Here is a 14,094-nt window from a genome sequence, read left to right as displayed (position 1 = left end):
AGCCTGCGCATCCCGTCGTCGACCGCGGCGCCCACGGCCGTGAGCGCCGCGAAGTCGTGCACCAGCTGGATCTCCAGCTCCGCCCGCGGGATGCGCCGGCCGTCCAGCCAGATCAGCGCGGTCGACTCGGCGAGCGAGATCCAGGAGCGGATCACCAGCTCCAGCCGCGCGGGCGGGTCCGTGACCCCCAGATGCGCCAGGATCTGCTCGTACGCGGCCTGCCGTACAGAGTCGATGAGGGCGTTGGTCGCCGAGACATGGCTCATCGGGCGGGACTCGCCCGCGGGGACCGCCGGGCCGCCGCGCATCAGGGCCGAGAAGCCCGGCCCGTGCTCGTCCACGAAGTCGAAGTACCGGCGCATCACACGCAGCAGCCGTGCCCCGAGCGGACCCTCGTGCGGTTCGGCGAACCGGGCCGACAGGTCCTCCGCGGCACGCTTCAACGCCGCCTCGTAGAGGCTGAGTTTGCCGGGAAAGTAGTGGTAGACCAGCGGCCGCGAGATGCCTGCGGCCGCCGCTATCTCGTCGATCGAGACCTCGTCGGGCGAGCGGCGGCTGAACAGGTCGAGTGCGACACCGATCAGCTGCTGCCGTCGCTCGTCGACTCCCATTCTGCGGCGAACCCCGGTAGTCATACGGACACTTTACCGACAGCAACCGGACCCGAACGGACCGGTCCTGCCGCGGATGTTCACCATTCCCACACCGGTCGCCCACTTCCCGCCTCTGTCGGCGTGGGCGAGGGCCGCCTCCTCACCGCAGCCCGCTGACCGGCCTTCCGTCCTCCAGGGTTCCCTCCAGCCCGGCCTGCGCGCCGTCCGTCGTGCGCGCCGTCAGCAGGCTGCCCCGGGTGCTCGCGTGGACCCCGCCCGTCGTACGGATCGACGCGGTGTCCCGGCTGCCCGCGGCCAGCAGGTACCAGGAGCCGGTCTGCGACTTCCACAGCACGCCCGCCAGCACGTGCGGATCACGGGTGCCGCACGCCGGCACGTCCTGCGCCCGCGCCGCGATCGCGCCGTACGTCCCGCCCGGGGTGTGGAACTGGGCCAGCACCCGGGGCCCGTCGCCCCGCCAGGTCTCGGCCCTGGTGCACACCCAGGCGGCCGTGCCGCTCGCGTCCGGCAGCGGCTGCTCGGCGTACTGCCAGGCGTTCACCGAGCGCACGCCCTGCGCCCGGGCGTCGGCCAGCGAGCACGCGAACGGCGCCCAGTCGCTCAGCGACTTCGCCCCGGTCGCCTCGTGCGGCGCGGTCGGCTTCCCGGTGGTCAGCCGGGCCGGCACCAGTTCGCCGAGGTCGGTCAGCAGACTGGTGCCCTCGGCGCCGGTCAGCTGGAGCACGTTCCACGAGGTGCAGCTGTCGGTCTGGGCGGCCGGGCTGGCCAGCGGCGCGGTGATCCCGCCGGTCAGGCCGAGGTCCATCGCGCCGGCCGAGGGCTTCGTCAGGTCCCGCTCGGCCGCCTTCGTCACCCACGGCGCGGTCAGATAACGCACGTTGCCGTCGGACCGGCCGAGGACCACCGCGCCCGCCTCGGCGGCCGTCGCGCCGTCGACCCGCGCGAAGTCGAGGGCGGCGCCCTGCGTGCCGTCCTTCGGTTCGGCGTAGCGGGCGATGCGCAGACCGTCGTACAGGATCACCACGCGCGCGTTGTCGACCGGGCCCGCGTACAGCAGCTGGGGCGGTCCGGCCGGGCCGCCCGTGGGGGTGCCGGGGGTGCCGGAGACCCGGACGTTCCCGCCGGGCCGCGCCCAGACGGCGAGGGCGCGGCGCAGCAGCGCGCTGTCGCCGGCCAGGGTGCCGCGGGCGGGCCACACGGAGAAGTCTGTGCGGCTGGACGACTTCCACGCGGCCGGCGCGACCCGCAGCAGCCTGCCGGGGTCCAGGGCCGCCTCGGCCGCGGGATTGCGCGCGTACGGCGGCGCGGCGGCACCGTCGGGGCCCCAGCCGCCGCCCGGCAGGGCCACCAGCGCGCCGCACACCGCGAGCGCGGCGGCCGCGGCCAGCACGGCCCGGGAACGCCGGCGGCGCCGCATCAGATCGGTGGGCCGGGCCTGGAGCGCGCAGGGGTCGAACGCGGGCGACTCGAACAGCGCGTACTGCGCGGGGACGGTGCCGGCCTCGCGCAGCGCGGCGTCCGGGTCGGCCACCCCCGCCGACCTCAGCACCCTGAGCACGGCGCCGTCCTGGAGCCGCTCCAGACCGCGCAGCACATGGGCGGCGCGGGCCGGTCCTGACAGCGCCGCCAGCCGCTGGTCCAGGGCGAGCTCCTCGGCGCCGCCCGACCGCGGGAACAGGCGCAGTCCCCACACATGGGGCAGCAGCGGGGGCAGTTGGGAGCGCCTGGGCCAGGCCGCGCGGCGCAGCGGCAGTCCCGCGTCCAGCGCCGTACGCACGACCTGGCGGCGGACGAAGGCGTAACCCGGGTCGCCGTCCCGGCCCTTCGACTGGGTCGGGATGGCGGGCCCGGACGCGCGCCTGCCGGGCAGCGCACGCTGGACGAGGGCGTGCGCGGTCAGGACCCGCCGGCCGCGGCCCAGGCCGGGCGGCAACACCAGATAGGCGAGCCGGACGAGCCGTGGATAGTGCTCGACGAGCGCGGCCTCGGCCTGCTCGACGTCGACGTCGGTGGCGGACGATGGGGGGCGCGGGGCGACATGCTGTGGCTGCACGTTCAGCAGAACGAGCGAATCGGTGGTTGGTCACCGCCCCGGCGGCCCGCAGTGCCCGCAGTGCCTGCCGCGCCCGTCGTGCGCGCGATGCCCGCCGTGCGCCGCGCGGCCCGTGCGTCAGGCCCGCGGTTCGACCAGTGCCCGTGCGTAGTTGCCCATCGACCGCTGGTAGCGCGGCAGATGCGGGGCCAGGGCGCCCAGGACGAGGGAGAGGCCCTCGCGGTCCCGGCCGAGGCTGGACAGGCACAGCGCCAGACACGCGCGCACGGCGTCGTCCAACTCGTCCGACGGGCCGTCCAGTTCGGGGGTGAGCAGCGCGACGCCCTCCTCGGCCCGGCCGATGTTGCGCAGGGAGCTCGCCAGCTGGATGCGGGCCCGGCGGCCCCGGTAGCCGTCGAGGCCGAGCGCCAACGCCTCCCGGTACAGGGGGACGGCCCGGTCCGAGTGCCCCGTGGAGTCCCAGGCGCAGGCCTGTTCGAACGGGCGCAGCGGGCTGCCCTCGGGCAGTTCGGCGACGAGCGCGTCGATCAGAGCCCGGAAGTCGGCCGCGTCCTGCTCGGCGTAGTCGTCGAAGCGGGCCCATGCCGCGCTCACCCGGTCGTTCCAGTCGTGGTTCATCCGCCCACCTTCGCACGTATGCGCGAGGTGCGGCGGCCGGTTTCGGGCATCCTGGACCTCGTTTGAGCGCGCCGCGCGCCGCAGCCGTATCCAGGACGAGGCTCTTGCAGGGAGGACAGATGAAGGTGACCCGACCCATGCTCGCGGCGGCCGCCGCCGTGGCGGCGCTGGTGCTCGCGGGCTGCAGCACCGCCACGGACACGAAGGCGGCGGTGCCGGCGACGGCGACCGGCAGCCTGGAGCACCTGGCCGCCGAGGTGAAGTGCACCCCCGACATGCAGACCGACGCCGACGAGATCCGCCAGGCGGTGTGCAAGGTCGCCGCCGGCAAGTTCATCCTGGCCACCTTCGCCACCGACCGCGGGCAGCGCGAGTGGATCAACTCCGCCAAGGACTACGGCGGTCACTACCTGGTCGGCCGCAAGTGGGTGGCCGTGGGCGAGAACAGCACGGTCGCGGCACTGCGCGACACCCTCGGCGGGGACATCGAGCAGGGCGTCGACCACGGGGCGCACACCGGTCACTGACCACGCCCCGGGTCCCCCCGACAGCCGAAGGACCGGCCGGACGCACAAAGAACCGGCCGGACGCACAAAGAACCGGCGGTGGGAGATCCCACCGCCGGTTCTTCATGCCGTACTGGTGCCGCGCCGTAGCGTTACTGGCAGCGCTGACCGCGGTTGATGCAGTTGGCGACCTTGGCGTTCTGGGCCGCCGACATCACGTTGATGAAGTCGTCGTGGTCGGTGGCCGCCTTGTGGAGCTGCTCCGGGAAGCCGTCCACCGCGTACGGGTTCTTGACCTGGCCGTTCTGGATGACCGGGGCCGGAACGTCGTACACCAGGCGCATCGTCAGCTGGGGGATCGCCTTGAAGCCGTTGGCGCAGTTGCCGTTGGCGTCGGCGAAGGCGACGTGCGTGCGGTGGTTGGCGCTGTCGATGTTCTGACCGTCCCAGCAGCTCTGGAACGCGAAGGTGCGGACCACGCTGCTGCCCCTGGGGCAGATCGGGTACTGCGTCGTCAGCTGCACCTTGTTCTCGAAGCCGGTGCAGCTCCAGTGCGCGTTGGCGTTCGCCAGACCGTTGGTGGTGGTCTTCGCGTCACCGGTGATGATCCGCAGGAACTCCGGCATCGCGGTGACCTTGCTGGTCGGGCTGCCGACGAACTTGATCTGGGCCTGCCGGGCGACCAGGATCTTGCCGACGTTGCCTTCCTTGCCGCCGCCGTCCTTGTTCTGGTCGAAGTCCTGCGTTCCGTTCTGAAGACGGATCACCGGCCAGTAGTACGACGACTTGTCCTGCTGGTTCTGGCAGGTCGTCTCGGCCGCCGCGAACTTGTCGTTGTTCGCGAAGGCGTCGTTCGACTGGTTGCCGACGTAGTCGTGCAGGTGGTGCGCGCCGTTGGTCACACCGGGCGCCACGATCACGTTGTCGGTGTTGTGGTTGCCGTTGGCGTTGACACCGCACCGCGTGGTGAACGTGCCGTTCGAGGCCTGGCCCGTCCGGCGGGGCTTCGCCGGGACGTTCGGCTGGACCTTCGTGATGTCCACGAAGTCGGCCGCGTTCGGGCCGTTGCCGGCCTGACCGCCGTTGCCCGTCTGACCGCCGTTGCCCGTCTGACCGCCGTTGCCGGCCTGGCCGCCGTTGTTGGCGGGGGCGCTCTGGCTGGGGTTGGCGGTCTGGCCGTTGTTGGCCTGGCCGCCGTTGTTCGCCTGCCCGCCGTTGTTGGCCTGGCCGCCGCCCGCGTTGGTCTGGCTGGCCGGGGTGGCGGTGCAGTTGATCAGGGTGTCCAGGTCGGCCGGTGCGGTGCCGCCGACCCGGGTGATCTCCAGCCGGATACGGTCGAAGATGTTCTTCCGCCGGTCCTGGAGGGGCTGGAGGATGCTGTTCTGGACGAAGCTGGCATCCCGCGCCTGGGCGTCCCGGGTGGTGGCCAGACGCTGGTAGGCCTCGGTGATCTGGCGGTCGAGGTTGCTGAGTTCGCCGCTCACATCGTTGCGGGCCTGCGCCGGGACGTTGGTCAGCTTCTGGCCGACGTCCGGGCAGGAGATGGTCGCGGCCTGCGAGGCCGCGGCGGACTTGGTCTGGTTCCACCCCTTGTTGTTCGACTCGTGCGCCGAAGCGTAGAAGTTCGCCCAGATCAGCCCGCCCCCGCCGAGCGCTAGGGCCGCCGATGCGGCTATGGCCTTCGTGGCCATCGACGAACGGCGTTTACGTGTATTGCGTCCCATGGAACTCCTCTGATCCTTGCGGGGCAGCATCGAGGCGCCCGACAGGAGTGAAGCGGCTCCCATCCATACGGAGGCGGTCCCAGGGGTGTTCAAACATCTCAGAAATTCATGAGAGAACCGTGACGCAATCCCGTCCCAACTCCCCCATCAACGCAGGTAGTTACCCCGATCGGAGAGGCCGGGGACGGCCGGCTGCCGCCCCCGGTGGAACGTCGTCGCCTTCCGGCCCGCGATCCGTTCCGGGCGAAGCTCAGCGTGCGATCGGCGGGGAGTACTTGTAGCCGACGCGGCGGACGGTCTGGATCGACCTGCGGTGCTCGGCGCCCAGCTTGCGGCGCAGCCGGGCGATGTGGACGTCGACGGTACGGCCGTCGCCCACGTGGCCGTAGCCCCACACCGTGCTGACCAGATGGTCCCGGGTGTGCACCCGGTTGGGGTGCGCGACCAGATGGGCGAGGAGTTCGAACTCAAGGTAGGTCAGGTCGAGTTCGCGCCCGCTCACCTGCGCGGTGCGCTGTGCGGTGTCGATGCGCACCAGCGGCTCGCCCGGGGCCGGGGCGGCCGGCTCGGCGGCCTGGGGTGCGTCGGGCAGCGCCACGGGCAGGAACGGCGGCTGCCGGTCGGCCGGGACGAGGACCAGGTAGCCGACCATCGCGGGCCGGCCCGGCAGGGCGGGCAGGGTGTGCTGCGGGGCGGGCAGCCAGGTGGTGCCCGGCGGCAGGAGGTCCGTCATGTCGACGACCTCGTCCCGGTCGACGGCCCGCAGCCGGTGACGCGCGGGACCGGGGGAGGAGGTGAGGGGGGAGGTGGGCAGAGAATGCGTGGTCGCCATGAGAGGTCAGCTCTTTCGCGCGAGGAGTTCGTCGAGGACGTACGTCGTGCGCGCCGGCCGAAGACCGCAGGTGTACGGCTTTAGAGGGCCCGCGCGTTCGTCGCGCGACAACACACCCGGTCGAAGTCGTGGTGCTGACGGGAAGGCCAGAAGGGCTCGAGGTCATGGCGACCTGTCGCGGAGTGCTTCTGGGGGCTGGCCATAGGACCATTGAAGCAGACGCACCGGCGAGGCAGGAGGTCTCTCCCACTGCTCGGACGCCCAACATGCCGAAGGGGCGCCCGACATGATGTCGGGCGCCCCTTCGGTGAAGGCGTGGGGATCAGACCTGGCCGGCCTTCTCCAGGGCGGAGCAGCAGGTGTCGACGATCAGACGCGTCACCGTGTACGGGTCGACGTTGGCGTTCGGGCGGCGGTCCTCGATGTAGCCCTTGCCGTCCTTCTCGACCTGCCACGGGATGCGGACCGAGGCGCCGCGGTCGGAGACGCCGTACGAGTACTCGTTCCACGGGGCGGTCTCGTGCAGACCGGTCAGGCGGTCGTCGATGCCGGCGCCGTAGTTCTTGACGTGGTCGAGCGGCTTGGAGCCCTCGCCGAGCGACTCGCACGCGGTGATGATCGCGTCGTAGCCCTCGCGCATCGCCTTCGTGGAGAAGTTGGTGTGCGCACCGGCGCCGTTCCAGTCGCCCTTGACCGGCTTGGGGTCGAGGGTCGCGGAGATGCCGAAGTCCTCGGCGGTGCGGTAGAGCAGCCAGCGGGCCACCCACAGCTGGTCGGAGACCTCCAGCGGGGACAGCGGGCCGACCTGGAACTCCCACTGGCCGGGCATGACCTCGGCGTTGATGCCGGAGATGCCCAGGCCCGCCTTGAGGCAGTTCTCCAGGTGCGCCTCGACGATGTCACGGCCGAAGATCTCGTCCGCGCCGACACCGCAGTAGTAGCCGCCCTGGGGGGCCGGGAAGCCGCCCTCGGGGAAGCCCAGCGGACGCGGGCCGTCGAAGAAGGTGTACTCCTGCTCGATACCGAAGATCGGCTGCTGGGCGGCGAACTTCTCGGCCACCTCGGCCAGCGCGGCACGCGTGTTCGACTCGTGCGGCGTCATGTCGATGTCGAGGACCTCGCACAGCACGAGGACATCGTCGCCGCCGCGGATCGGGTCGGGGCAGGTGAAGACCGGCTTGAGTACGCGGTCGGAGGCGTGGCCCTTGGCCTGGCTGGTGGAGGACCCGTCGAAGCCCCAGATCGGCAGCTCGGCGCCCTTGGCGTCGTCGGCCAGGATCTTCGTCTTGGAACGGAGCTTGGCCGTCGGCTGGGTGCCGTCGATCCAGATGTACTCAGCCTTGAAGCTCACGGGCCACATCCTTCGAGGTGGGTCTTAGGCGCACTTGCGGGTGCTGCGGGTGCTGCGGCGCTGCGGCACTGGGGCGCCGCACCTGATGCCCGGCAGACTGCCAACGGCCGATTTCCCGATCATTGCTCGATTGTGAACCCCGTGTTACCTGGCCATGATGTGGCGCGATTCACTCGATGGGAGGCCCCGGGCGTGCGGTTCGCGGTTCGCGCCCCGGAACGCGCCGGAGCCGGGCCGGGGCCCGGTCTCGTATGCGATGGGTGTGACCGGGACCGCGGCGCCCCGGCCGCCTGCCGCCACTCCCGTGCGGCCCCTGCCGTCGTTCCCGCACGGCCGCCTGCGGTCACTTCCGTACGGCCGCCGACCGTCACTCCCGCACGGTCGCCGGCCTTCCCGTCCACGAGGCCGGTGACCGGCCTGCGCCTCGCGCCGGACGCGCGGCGGGGCCCGGACGCGCCCGGTCCTGCTGCTCCTGGCGGGGAGCAGCAGGACCGGTGACACGTACGAGGCGGCGGACCGGGCCGGCGTGCTGCCGCAGCGTCGGGACGGGGATCCTGTCAGGTCTCTCCCGCCACCCGCTGCGGCACGCCGTACCCCCTCACATGGGGCGCCGCCTCAGGGGTTCCCTCCCGCGTCCGGCCTCACCCCACCTTCTGGATCACGGCCCGGCGGATCAGGAACTTGCCGGGCTCACGGACCTGCTCGAAAGCGGCGTTGTTGAGCAGGACGCAGCTGCCGGAGACCGAGGTGACCGTCACCGTCGTGGACTTGTTGTTGTCCAGGTTGGTGACCTTCAGCTTCGTGCCCGAGGGGAACTGGTTGCTCGACGCCGCCGGAGCGCCGCCCTCGCCCGAGAGGGTGACCGTGGAGCCGTTGCAGACCTGCTGGCCGGCGGCGGCACCACCGCCGGCGTTACCGGCGTTGCCCGCGTTACCTGCATTGCCTGCATTGCCGGCGTTACCCGTGTTCCCGGCGTTGCCGGTGTTCCCGGCGGCGCCCGCGTTGCCCGCGTTTCCCGCGGGGGCGGTCTGCGCAGGGGCGGTCTGAGCAGGCTGGGAGCCCTGAGCCGACTCCCCAACCGTGCATCCGGACGCCTTCTGCTGCACCTGGATCTGAGCGATGACCGCCTCGCGGTTGGCGATCCGGGCCGCGGACTGCGCGTCCGGGTTGGCCCGCTGGCCGGCGATGAACGCCTGGTTGTTGCCGATGGCGGTGGCGAGCCCCAGGCAGACCGTCGAGTCCCCGGCGGACAGGGCCTTGGGCGACTGCGCCGCGTTCGAGGTGTTCGCCATGACGAAGGCGCCGCCTCCCGCCACGGCCGCGGCACCGACGAGCAGCGCGATCGACTTCTTCGGGCCGAGTGTTCTCCTGCGCGACATCCGCGCCTCCTGAGGGGTAGGGGGTGCTACGTCGCTATGTACGAGATACCGAACGGCGTTACTCAACGGTTACCGGGGTGATTCAAGTGGCCTGTGTCACACGTCAGTTCGGGCGCCGAGGCACACCGCGGGCCACGGGCCGCCTCACTCCTTGGTCCGGGACAGCGCCTCCCGTACGGCGTCCTCGCTGCGGGCCACGACCGCCGTGCCGTCGTCCGCGGTGATGATCGGGCGCTGGATGAGCTTCGGGTGCCCGGCGAGCGCCGCGATCCACTGCTCGCGCGCACCGGCGTCACGTGCCCACTCCTTGAGGCCGAGTTCCTTGGCGGCGGCCTCCTCGGTACGCGTGATGTCCCACGGTTCGAGGCCGAGGCGGTCCAGTACGGCCCTGATCTCGTCCTCGGTCGGCACGTCGTCGAGGTAGCGGCGGACGGTGTACTCGGCACCCTCGGCGTCGAGCAGGGTGAGGGCGCCGCGGCACTTGGAGCAGGCCGGATTGATCCAGATTTCCATGGCCCCCACGGTACGGGAGAACTCGTCTCCCACAAGGGCCCCGGAGGCCCCGAAAGCCCTTGTGGCCAGGGGCGTTTGTCAGTGCCGGGCGGTAGAATAGAGGCAGTGTTCGAGGGTGTCGCCGGGGTGGCCGAACCCCGGAGGGGACACCCTCATCGCGACAGGAGGATGCCTGTGCCCGCTGCCGCACTGAAGCCGAAGCCGTTGCCCACCCAGTCCACCGCGAAGCGTCCCGTCCTGCTCGACCTGCCCTACGAACCGGTCCTGAAGCGGCCGTTGCCGGCCGGACGTCCGCGCGCGTGGTACGTCACGCACAACCGCCGGCTCAAGGCGATGCGCCTCGCCATCGCCCTGCTCGACTCCGGCGTCTACGTCCCGAACCAGGCCTCCGACGAGACGATACGGAGCGCGGCCGAACAGATCGGCGTCCACCCTCCGTCGGACACCACGTGCCACATGGTGCGGGCGCTGATGCGTTACTCGAGGTGAACGAGGGCGCCGGGCCGGTCCCCACGACCGCGCCCGGCGCGCCGTCAGTGAACGGCCCCCTTTCCGGCCCGGCGCCGTCCACGAACGGCCCGCAGTTGCCGCCTGGCGTCGTCCGTGAGCGGCCCTTTCCTGTCCGGCGCCGTCCGCGAGCGGTCCGCGGTTGCCGCCCGGCGTCGGGGGCTGCCGTTCCCGACCGCCGGGCCCCCGGCTGCCGCCCGGCCCCCTCGGCTCTCGCCGACCCGGGCCCGCCGGGCCACCCTGACCTCGGGCCCAGGGTCCCCGGCCCTACCCCGCCAGCTCGCGCTCCATCGGTGTCCGGAAGCGGGGGGTCACCCGGGTCGCCCCCACCCACCCCTGCAGCCGCTCCGCCTCCGCCGCGATCATCGCCTCGGCCTCCCGGCCCACCCCGCCCCCGGCAGGCGGGACCCGCCACACGATCTCCCCGTCCGGGCGCTGTGCCCAGCCCCCCACCACCTGCCCGTTCCACCACACCGTCGGCCCGATGTTCCCGCTGTAGTCGAACAGCGGCGGACGCAGCTCGGGCGGCAGGTACCAGTCCCGCTGCTGCCAGCCCATGGCCGTCGGGTCGAGCGCGGGCAGCAGCGCCGCCCACGGCTCACCGGGCCCGGCCACGGGACCGTCGTCGCCTTCGACGACGTACCCCGTGCCCTCGTCCAGCTCCACCTCCAGCGCCCCGATCGAGGCCAGCGCCCGCCGGACGTCCGTGACCCGCCACCCCGTCCACCACTTCAGGTCCGCCTCGGTGGCCGGCCCGCAGACCGTCAGCCAGCGCAGCAGCAGGTCCGCCCGGGCCTCGGCGGCGTCCAGCTCGGGATGCTCGGGGGCCGGGGCCCAGCGGAACTGGCTGGACGTCCACGAACCCAGCGGACGCCCCCGGACCACCTTCCCCTCCACCCCCAGCACCCTCAGCAGCCGGGTCGAGACGGTGTGGACGCCCTCGTAGCTCTTCCCGGCCGCGTACGCGAACTTCTCCCGCAACCGGGGTTCCTCCCGGGCGAGTTCGGCGGCCGTCGCCTGCCCGCGCCGGGCCAGTACGGCCAGTGCCGACTCCTCGACCTCCCGCAGCCAGGCCGCGTCCGGCGCGCCCGCCTTCGCCATGTCCTTGAGCAGTGACGCCCGCTCCCGGGCGGCCACGTCGAGACCGGTCGAGGCGTGCACGACCGCGGTCAGCGCGGCGGGGAAGACGAACACCGTGTGCCGCATCCCGTGCATCCGCACCAGGGCACGGTCCTCGTACAGCGCCCGGTCGGTCGCGTCGACCGTGGCCGCCGGATCCGTCAGCCGCGCCCCCACCGCCAGATACACCGTCGCCGGGTCGCTGCCGTGCAGGGCGACCAGGGAGCGGGCCACGTCCTCGGGGGCCGTCGCGCGCGCCGCGCCCGCCAGCCGGTGGCGCAGCGCCAGCCGCGCCCGCCGCTCCGCACCGTCGATGTACCGCCGTTTGCCGCCCATGCCGACCTCCGCCCGTGCGTGCACCGCCGTCCTGCGGACATCCTCGCCGACGCCACTGACAACCGGGTCCGGACCGGTCCGGACGCCACTGGCAACCCGGCCCGGACCGGCCCCTCACACGATCGCGGCGCCGGGCGTGCGGCCCGCGCGCCCGGCGCCTTAACTGCCCTCACAGGGGTGAGATTGAGGTTTGGCTGGGAGGTGCGATGAGGCGGTACGGCGGACCACGGCGGACGCGGGCGGCGATCCCGGGCACCACACCCGCTCCGCGGGCGGCACTGCAAGGGGCCGGTCCGTGACCAGTCCGGCCGACCGTGCCCAGCGCGGCAAGGACGCCCGCAAGTACGTGGCGCGCTCCGCGCACGGCCTGTGGCTGCCCTCGGTCGAACGGCCCGACCCCGTCGCCGTACTGGAACGGCAGGGCCGCGACCGGCTGCCGGAGCTGCTGCCGGTCCGGTACGGGCGGATGACCACCTCCCCGCTCGACTTCCTGCGCGGGGCCGCCGCGGTCATGGCCGGCGACCTCGCCGCCCAGCCGCACACCGGTCTGACCGTCCAGCTGTGCGGCGACGCCCATCTGCTCAACTTCGGCCTGTACGCCTCCCCGGAACGCACCCTGCTGTTCGATCTCGGCGACTTCGACGAGACGTTCCCCGGCCCCTTCGAATGGGACGTCAAACGGCTCGCCGCCTCCGTCGCCGTCGCCGCCCGGGAGAACGGACACCCCGAACCCAAGGTCCGCCAGGCCGCCCTCGCGGCCGCGGCCGGCTACCACACCGCCATGCGACGGCTGGCCCGGCTCGGTGAACTCGCCGCCTGGTACGAGCGGATTCCGGCCGACCTGCTGCTGCCCCTGGTCCGGGACGGCAGGCGCCGCCGTCTGGAGTCCAGCCTCACCCGCGCCCGCCGCCGCACCAGCCTCCACGCCCTCGGCGGACTGACCGAGGTCGTCGACGGCCGACGGCGCATCGCCCAGGACCCGCCCTTCCTGGAGTCCGTCGGCCCCTCCGACACGGCCGCGCTCCGCAAGATCTTCAGCGACTACCGCTCCACCCTCTCGGAGGGACGCCGGCTGCTCCTGAACCGCTACCGCTTCGTCGACGCGGCACGCAAGGTCGTCGGCGTCGGCAGCGTCGGCACCCGCTGCTTCCTCGTACTGCTCGCCGGAAAGGACGACGACGACCCGCTGTTCCTCCAGATCAAGGAGGCCAGGGAATCCGTACTGGAACCGCATCTGCCCAGCGGGCCCTACGTCCACCACGGCCACCGGGTCGTCGAGGGACAGCGGCTGCTCCAGGCCGCCGGGGACATCTTCCTGGGCTGGACGACGGGGCCGCAGGGCCGCGCCTTCTACTGGCGTCAGCTGCGCGACACGAAGAGCACGGCGAGCGTCGTCGGCGCGAGCCCGGCCGCCCTGCGCCGGTACGCCCGGCTCTGCGGCACCGCCCTGGCCCGCGCCCACGCCCGCTCCGGCGACCGCATCGCCATCGCCTCCTACCTCGGCTCCGCCGACACCTTCGACCGGTCGGTCGCCGACTTCGCGACGGGGTACGCCGACCGGACCGCCGCCGATCACGCCGGCCTGGTCGCCGCCGTGGCGGCCGGCGTGGTGCGGGCCGCACCGGAGCGCTGACCGGGGCCCGGTCGGCCGGCCCCGGACAGCACGGCGTCCACCAGGGCACGGCGGTCCGGCGCGTGGTCCCGCAGCCGAAGGCCCAGCCGGTGGTCCGCGCCGGGCAGGTCGAGGCGGGTGAAGCGGGCGCGGGCCGTCAGCGCGTCCTGCACGGCCCGCGTCACCGCCGGCGGGATGACCGCGTCCTCGCCCGGGACCGCCAGCACCGCCCGTCCCGGGAACGCGCGCAGCACGTCGAGCGCGGGCGAGTCGCGCCAGCTGCCGGGCGCACGGATGATCTCGCTGAAGCGGCCGGTGCCGTTCCCGAACGGCACCTCCCACGCCTTCGCCGCGTACACCGCCGGGGCGCACAGCCCCAGCGCCGCCACCCGGTCCCCGTAGTGGGCGGCGAGGTCGGCCACCGTCTGCCCGCTCATGCTGAACCCGACCGGCAGCAGCGGGGCGTCCGCCGGGGCGTAGGCGTCGATCACGGCCACGGCCTGCTCGAAGCGCCGGCGCAGGCTCAGCTCCGCCATCGTTCCGGTGCTGTCGCCGTGTCCGGAGAAGTCGAAGGCGAGGGCGCGGCACCCGCGGGCGGCGAACTCCGCGAGGAGCGGCACGAGCCGCTCCTTGCTGCCGGAACCGGCCCCGTGCAGCAGGACGACGGTGGCCCCGTCCGGGCCACCGTCTCCGGCCCCGCCGTACACCCCGCTCAGCCGTTCGCCGTCCGTGTCATGGGTGAAGGAGACGATGTCGTGTGTGATGGAGACGATCTCGCGCATGCGCACATTCACGCACGGCGCATCCGTCCGGGGTGCGGGTTCCGCCGCCTTCGGCCGCGGCGCGGCTGCCCCTGTCGGCCGCGAACTCCAGGGCGGGGAAAAGGAGATGCACTGCGTGTGAGCGGACGGATACGCTGAGTGTGTCATG

General features: G+C 72.8%; 14 protein-coding genes. 4 read left to right on the top strand and 10 right to left on the bottom strand.

What is annotated here, in order from left to right; all coding sequences use genetic code 11:
- The 3 genes from ABT085_RS12220 to ABT085_RS12210 all read right to left on the bottom strand — a co-directional run.
- Window positions 1–635, bottom strand: a 635-nt coding sequence (locus ABT085_RS12220) for a TetR/AcrR family transcriptional regulator (RefSeq protein WP_351605149.1), incomplete at its 3' end; no start/stop codon positions are given.
- Between the two features lie 118 nt (window positions 636–753).
- Window positions 754–2,667, bottom strand: coding sequence for a hypothetical protein (locus ABT085_RS12215; RefSeq protein ID WP_351605147.1), 1,914 nt, complete (start codon window positions 2,665–2,667; stop codon window positions 754–756).
- Window positions 2,668–2,784: 117 nt separating this feature from the next.
- Complete coding sequence (locus ABT085_RS12210; protein ID WP_351605144.1) at window positions 2,785–3,285, bottom strand: tetratricopeptide repeat protein; 501 nt, start codon at window positions 3,283–3,285, stop codon at window positions 2,785–2,787.
- Between the two features lie 119 nt (window positions 3,286–3,404).
- Here ABT085_RS12210 and ABT085_RS12205 point away from each other — a divergent pair, with 119 nt between their 5' ends.
- The gene (locus tag ABT085_RS12205) at window positions 3,405–3,812 is read left to right on the top strand and encodes a hypothetical protein (RefSeq protein WP_351605142.1); all 408 of its coding nucleotides are present in this window, start codon (window positions 3,405–3,407) and stop codon (window positions 3,810–3,812) included.
- Window positions 3,813–3,943: 131 nt separating this feature from the next.
- Here ABT085_RS12205 and ABT085_RS12200 read toward each other — a convergent pair whose 3' ends face one another.
- The 5 genes from ABT085_RS12200 to ABT085_RS12180 form a co-directional block, all read right to left on the bottom strand.
- Entirely contained in the window at window positions 3,944–5,515 is a 1,572-nt protein-coding gene (locus ABT085_RS12200) for a DUF1996 domain-containing protein (protein WP_351605139.1), read from the bottom strand.
- 250 nt (window positions 5,516–5,765) lie between these two features.
- Window positions 5,766–6,347 carry a winged helix-turn-helix domain-containing protein gene (locus tag ABT085_RS12195; RefSeq protein WP_351605136.1) on the bottom strand — a complete coding sequence of 194 codons (582 nt, stop codon included), beginning with the start codon at window positions 6,345–6,347 and terminating at the stop codon, window positions 5,766–5,768.
- Window positions 6,348–6,669: 322 nt separating this feature from the next.
- Window positions 6,670–7,698 (bottom strand): glutamine synthetase, encoded by a 1,029-nt coding sequence (gene glnII, locus ABT085_RS12190; RefSeq protein ID WP_351605133.1) that lies wholly within the window; start codon window positions 7,696–7,698, stop codon window positions 6,670–6,672.
- A 641-nt stretch (window positions 7,699–8,339) separates the two neighbouring features.
- The gene (locus ABT085_RS12185) at window positions 8,340–9,077 is read right to left on the bottom strand and encodes an SCO2207 family protein (protein ID WP_351605130.1); all 738 of its coding nucleotides are present in this window, start codon (window positions 9,075–9,077) and stop codon (window positions 8,340–8,342) included.
- Between the two features lie 144 nt (window positions 9,078–9,221).
- Entirely contained in the window at window positions 9,222–9,590 is a 369-nt protein-coding gene (locus ABT085_RS12180; protein WP_351605125.1) for an arsenate reductase family protein, read from the bottom strand.
- Window positions 9,591–9,764: 174 nt separating this feature from the next.
- Here ABT085_RS12180 and ABT085_RS12175 point away from each other — a divergent pair, with 174 nt between their 5' ends.
- Window positions 9,765–10,079, top strand: a complete 315-nt coding sequence (locus tag ABT085_RS12175; protein WP_351605122.1) for a hypothetical protein — start codon at window positions 9,765–9,767, stop codon at window positions 10,077–10,079.
- A gap of 285 nt (window positions 10,080–10,364) precedes the next feature.
- Here the strand turns inward: ABT085_RS12175 and ABT085_RS12170 are convergent, their stop codons facing one another.
- Window positions 10,365–11,552, bottom strand: coding sequence for a winged helix DNA-binding domain-containing protein (locus ABT085_RS12170; protein ID WP_351605120.1), 1,188 nt, complete (start codon window positions 11,550–11,552; stop codon window positions 10,365–10,367).
- Between the two features lie 295 nt (window positions 11,553–11,847).
- Between ABT085_RS12170 and ABT085_RS12165 the strand changes: the two genes are divergently transcribed.
- Window positions 11,848–13,185: a DUF2252 domain-containing protein gene (locus ABT085_RS12165; protein WP_351605115.1), complete on the top strand. Its 1,338-nt coding sequence runs from the start codon at window positions 11,848–11,850 to the stop codon at window positions 13,183–13,185.
- Here ABT085_RS12165 and ABT085_RS12160 read toward each other — a convergent pair.
- Window positions 13,125–13,946, bottom strand: coding sequence for an alpha/beta hydrolase (locus ABT085_RS12160; RefSeq protein WP_351605110.1), 822 nt, complete (start codon window positions 13,944–13,946; stop codon window positions 13,125–13,127). The genes ABT085_RS12165 and ABT085_RS12160 overlap by 61 nt on opposite strands.
- On the opposite strand from ABT085_RS12160, the gene ABT085_RS12155 reads away from it, so the two are divergent.
- Window positions 13,945–14,067, top strand: a complete 123-nt coding sequence (locus tag ABT085_RS12155; RefSeq protein WP_351605107.1) for a hypothetical protein — start codon at window positions 13,945–13,947, stop codon at window positions 14,065–14,067. The two genes, ABT085_RS12160 and ABT085_RS12155, sit on opposite strands and share 2 nt — an antisense overlap.
- The last annotated feature ends 27 nt before the right edge of the window (window positions 14,068–14,094 follow it).

The sequence above is a fragment of the Streptomyces sp. NPDC002265 genome, assembly GCF_040296125.1.
GTDB lineage: Bacteria > Actinomycetota > Actinomycetes > Streptomycetales > Streptomycetaceae > Streptomyces.
Note: the sequence above shows the minus strand (reverse complement) of the source record. Positions and strands in the feature narration are given on the sequence as shown.

Bases quoted from the DNA above. Each gene is read 5' to 3' on its own strand.
- ABT085_RS12210 (WP_351605144.1), bottom strand. From the start codon at position 3,285: ATGAACCACGACTGGAACGACCGGGTGAGCGCGGCATGGGCCCGCTTC.
- ABT085_RS12205 (WP_351605142.1), top strand. From the start codon at position 3,405: ATGAAGGTGACCCGACCCATGCTCGCGGCGGCCGCCGCCGTGGCGGCG.
- ABT085_RS12200 (WP_351605139.1), bottom strand. From the start codon at position 5,515: ATGGGACGCAATACACGTAAACGCCGTTCGTCGATGGCCACGAAGGCC.
- ABT085_RS12195 (WP_351605136.1), bottom strand. From the start codon at position 6,347: ATGGCGACCACGCATTCTCTGCCCACCTCCCCCCTCACCTCCTCCCCC.
- ABT085_RS12185 (WP_351605130.1), bottom strand. From the start codon at position 9,077: ATGTCGCGCAGGAGAACACTCGGCCCGAAGAAGTCGATCGCGCTGCTC.
- ABT085_RS12180 (WP_351605125.1), bottom strand. From the start codon at position 9,590: ATGGAAATCTGGATCAATCCGGCCTGCTCCAAGTGCCGCGGCGCCCTC.
- ABT085_RS12170 (WP_351605120.1), bottom strand. From the start codon at position 11,552: ATGGGCGGCAAACGGCGGTACATCGACGGTGCGGAGCGGCGGGCGCGG.
- ABT085_RS12155 (WP_351605107.1), top strand. From the start codon at position 13,945: ATGCGCACATTCACGCACGGCGCATCCGTCCGGGGTGCGGGTTCCGCC.
- ABT085_RS12160 (WP_351605110.1), bottom strand. From the start codon at position 13,946: ATGCGCGAGATCGTCTCCATCACACACGACATCGTCTCCTTCACCCAT.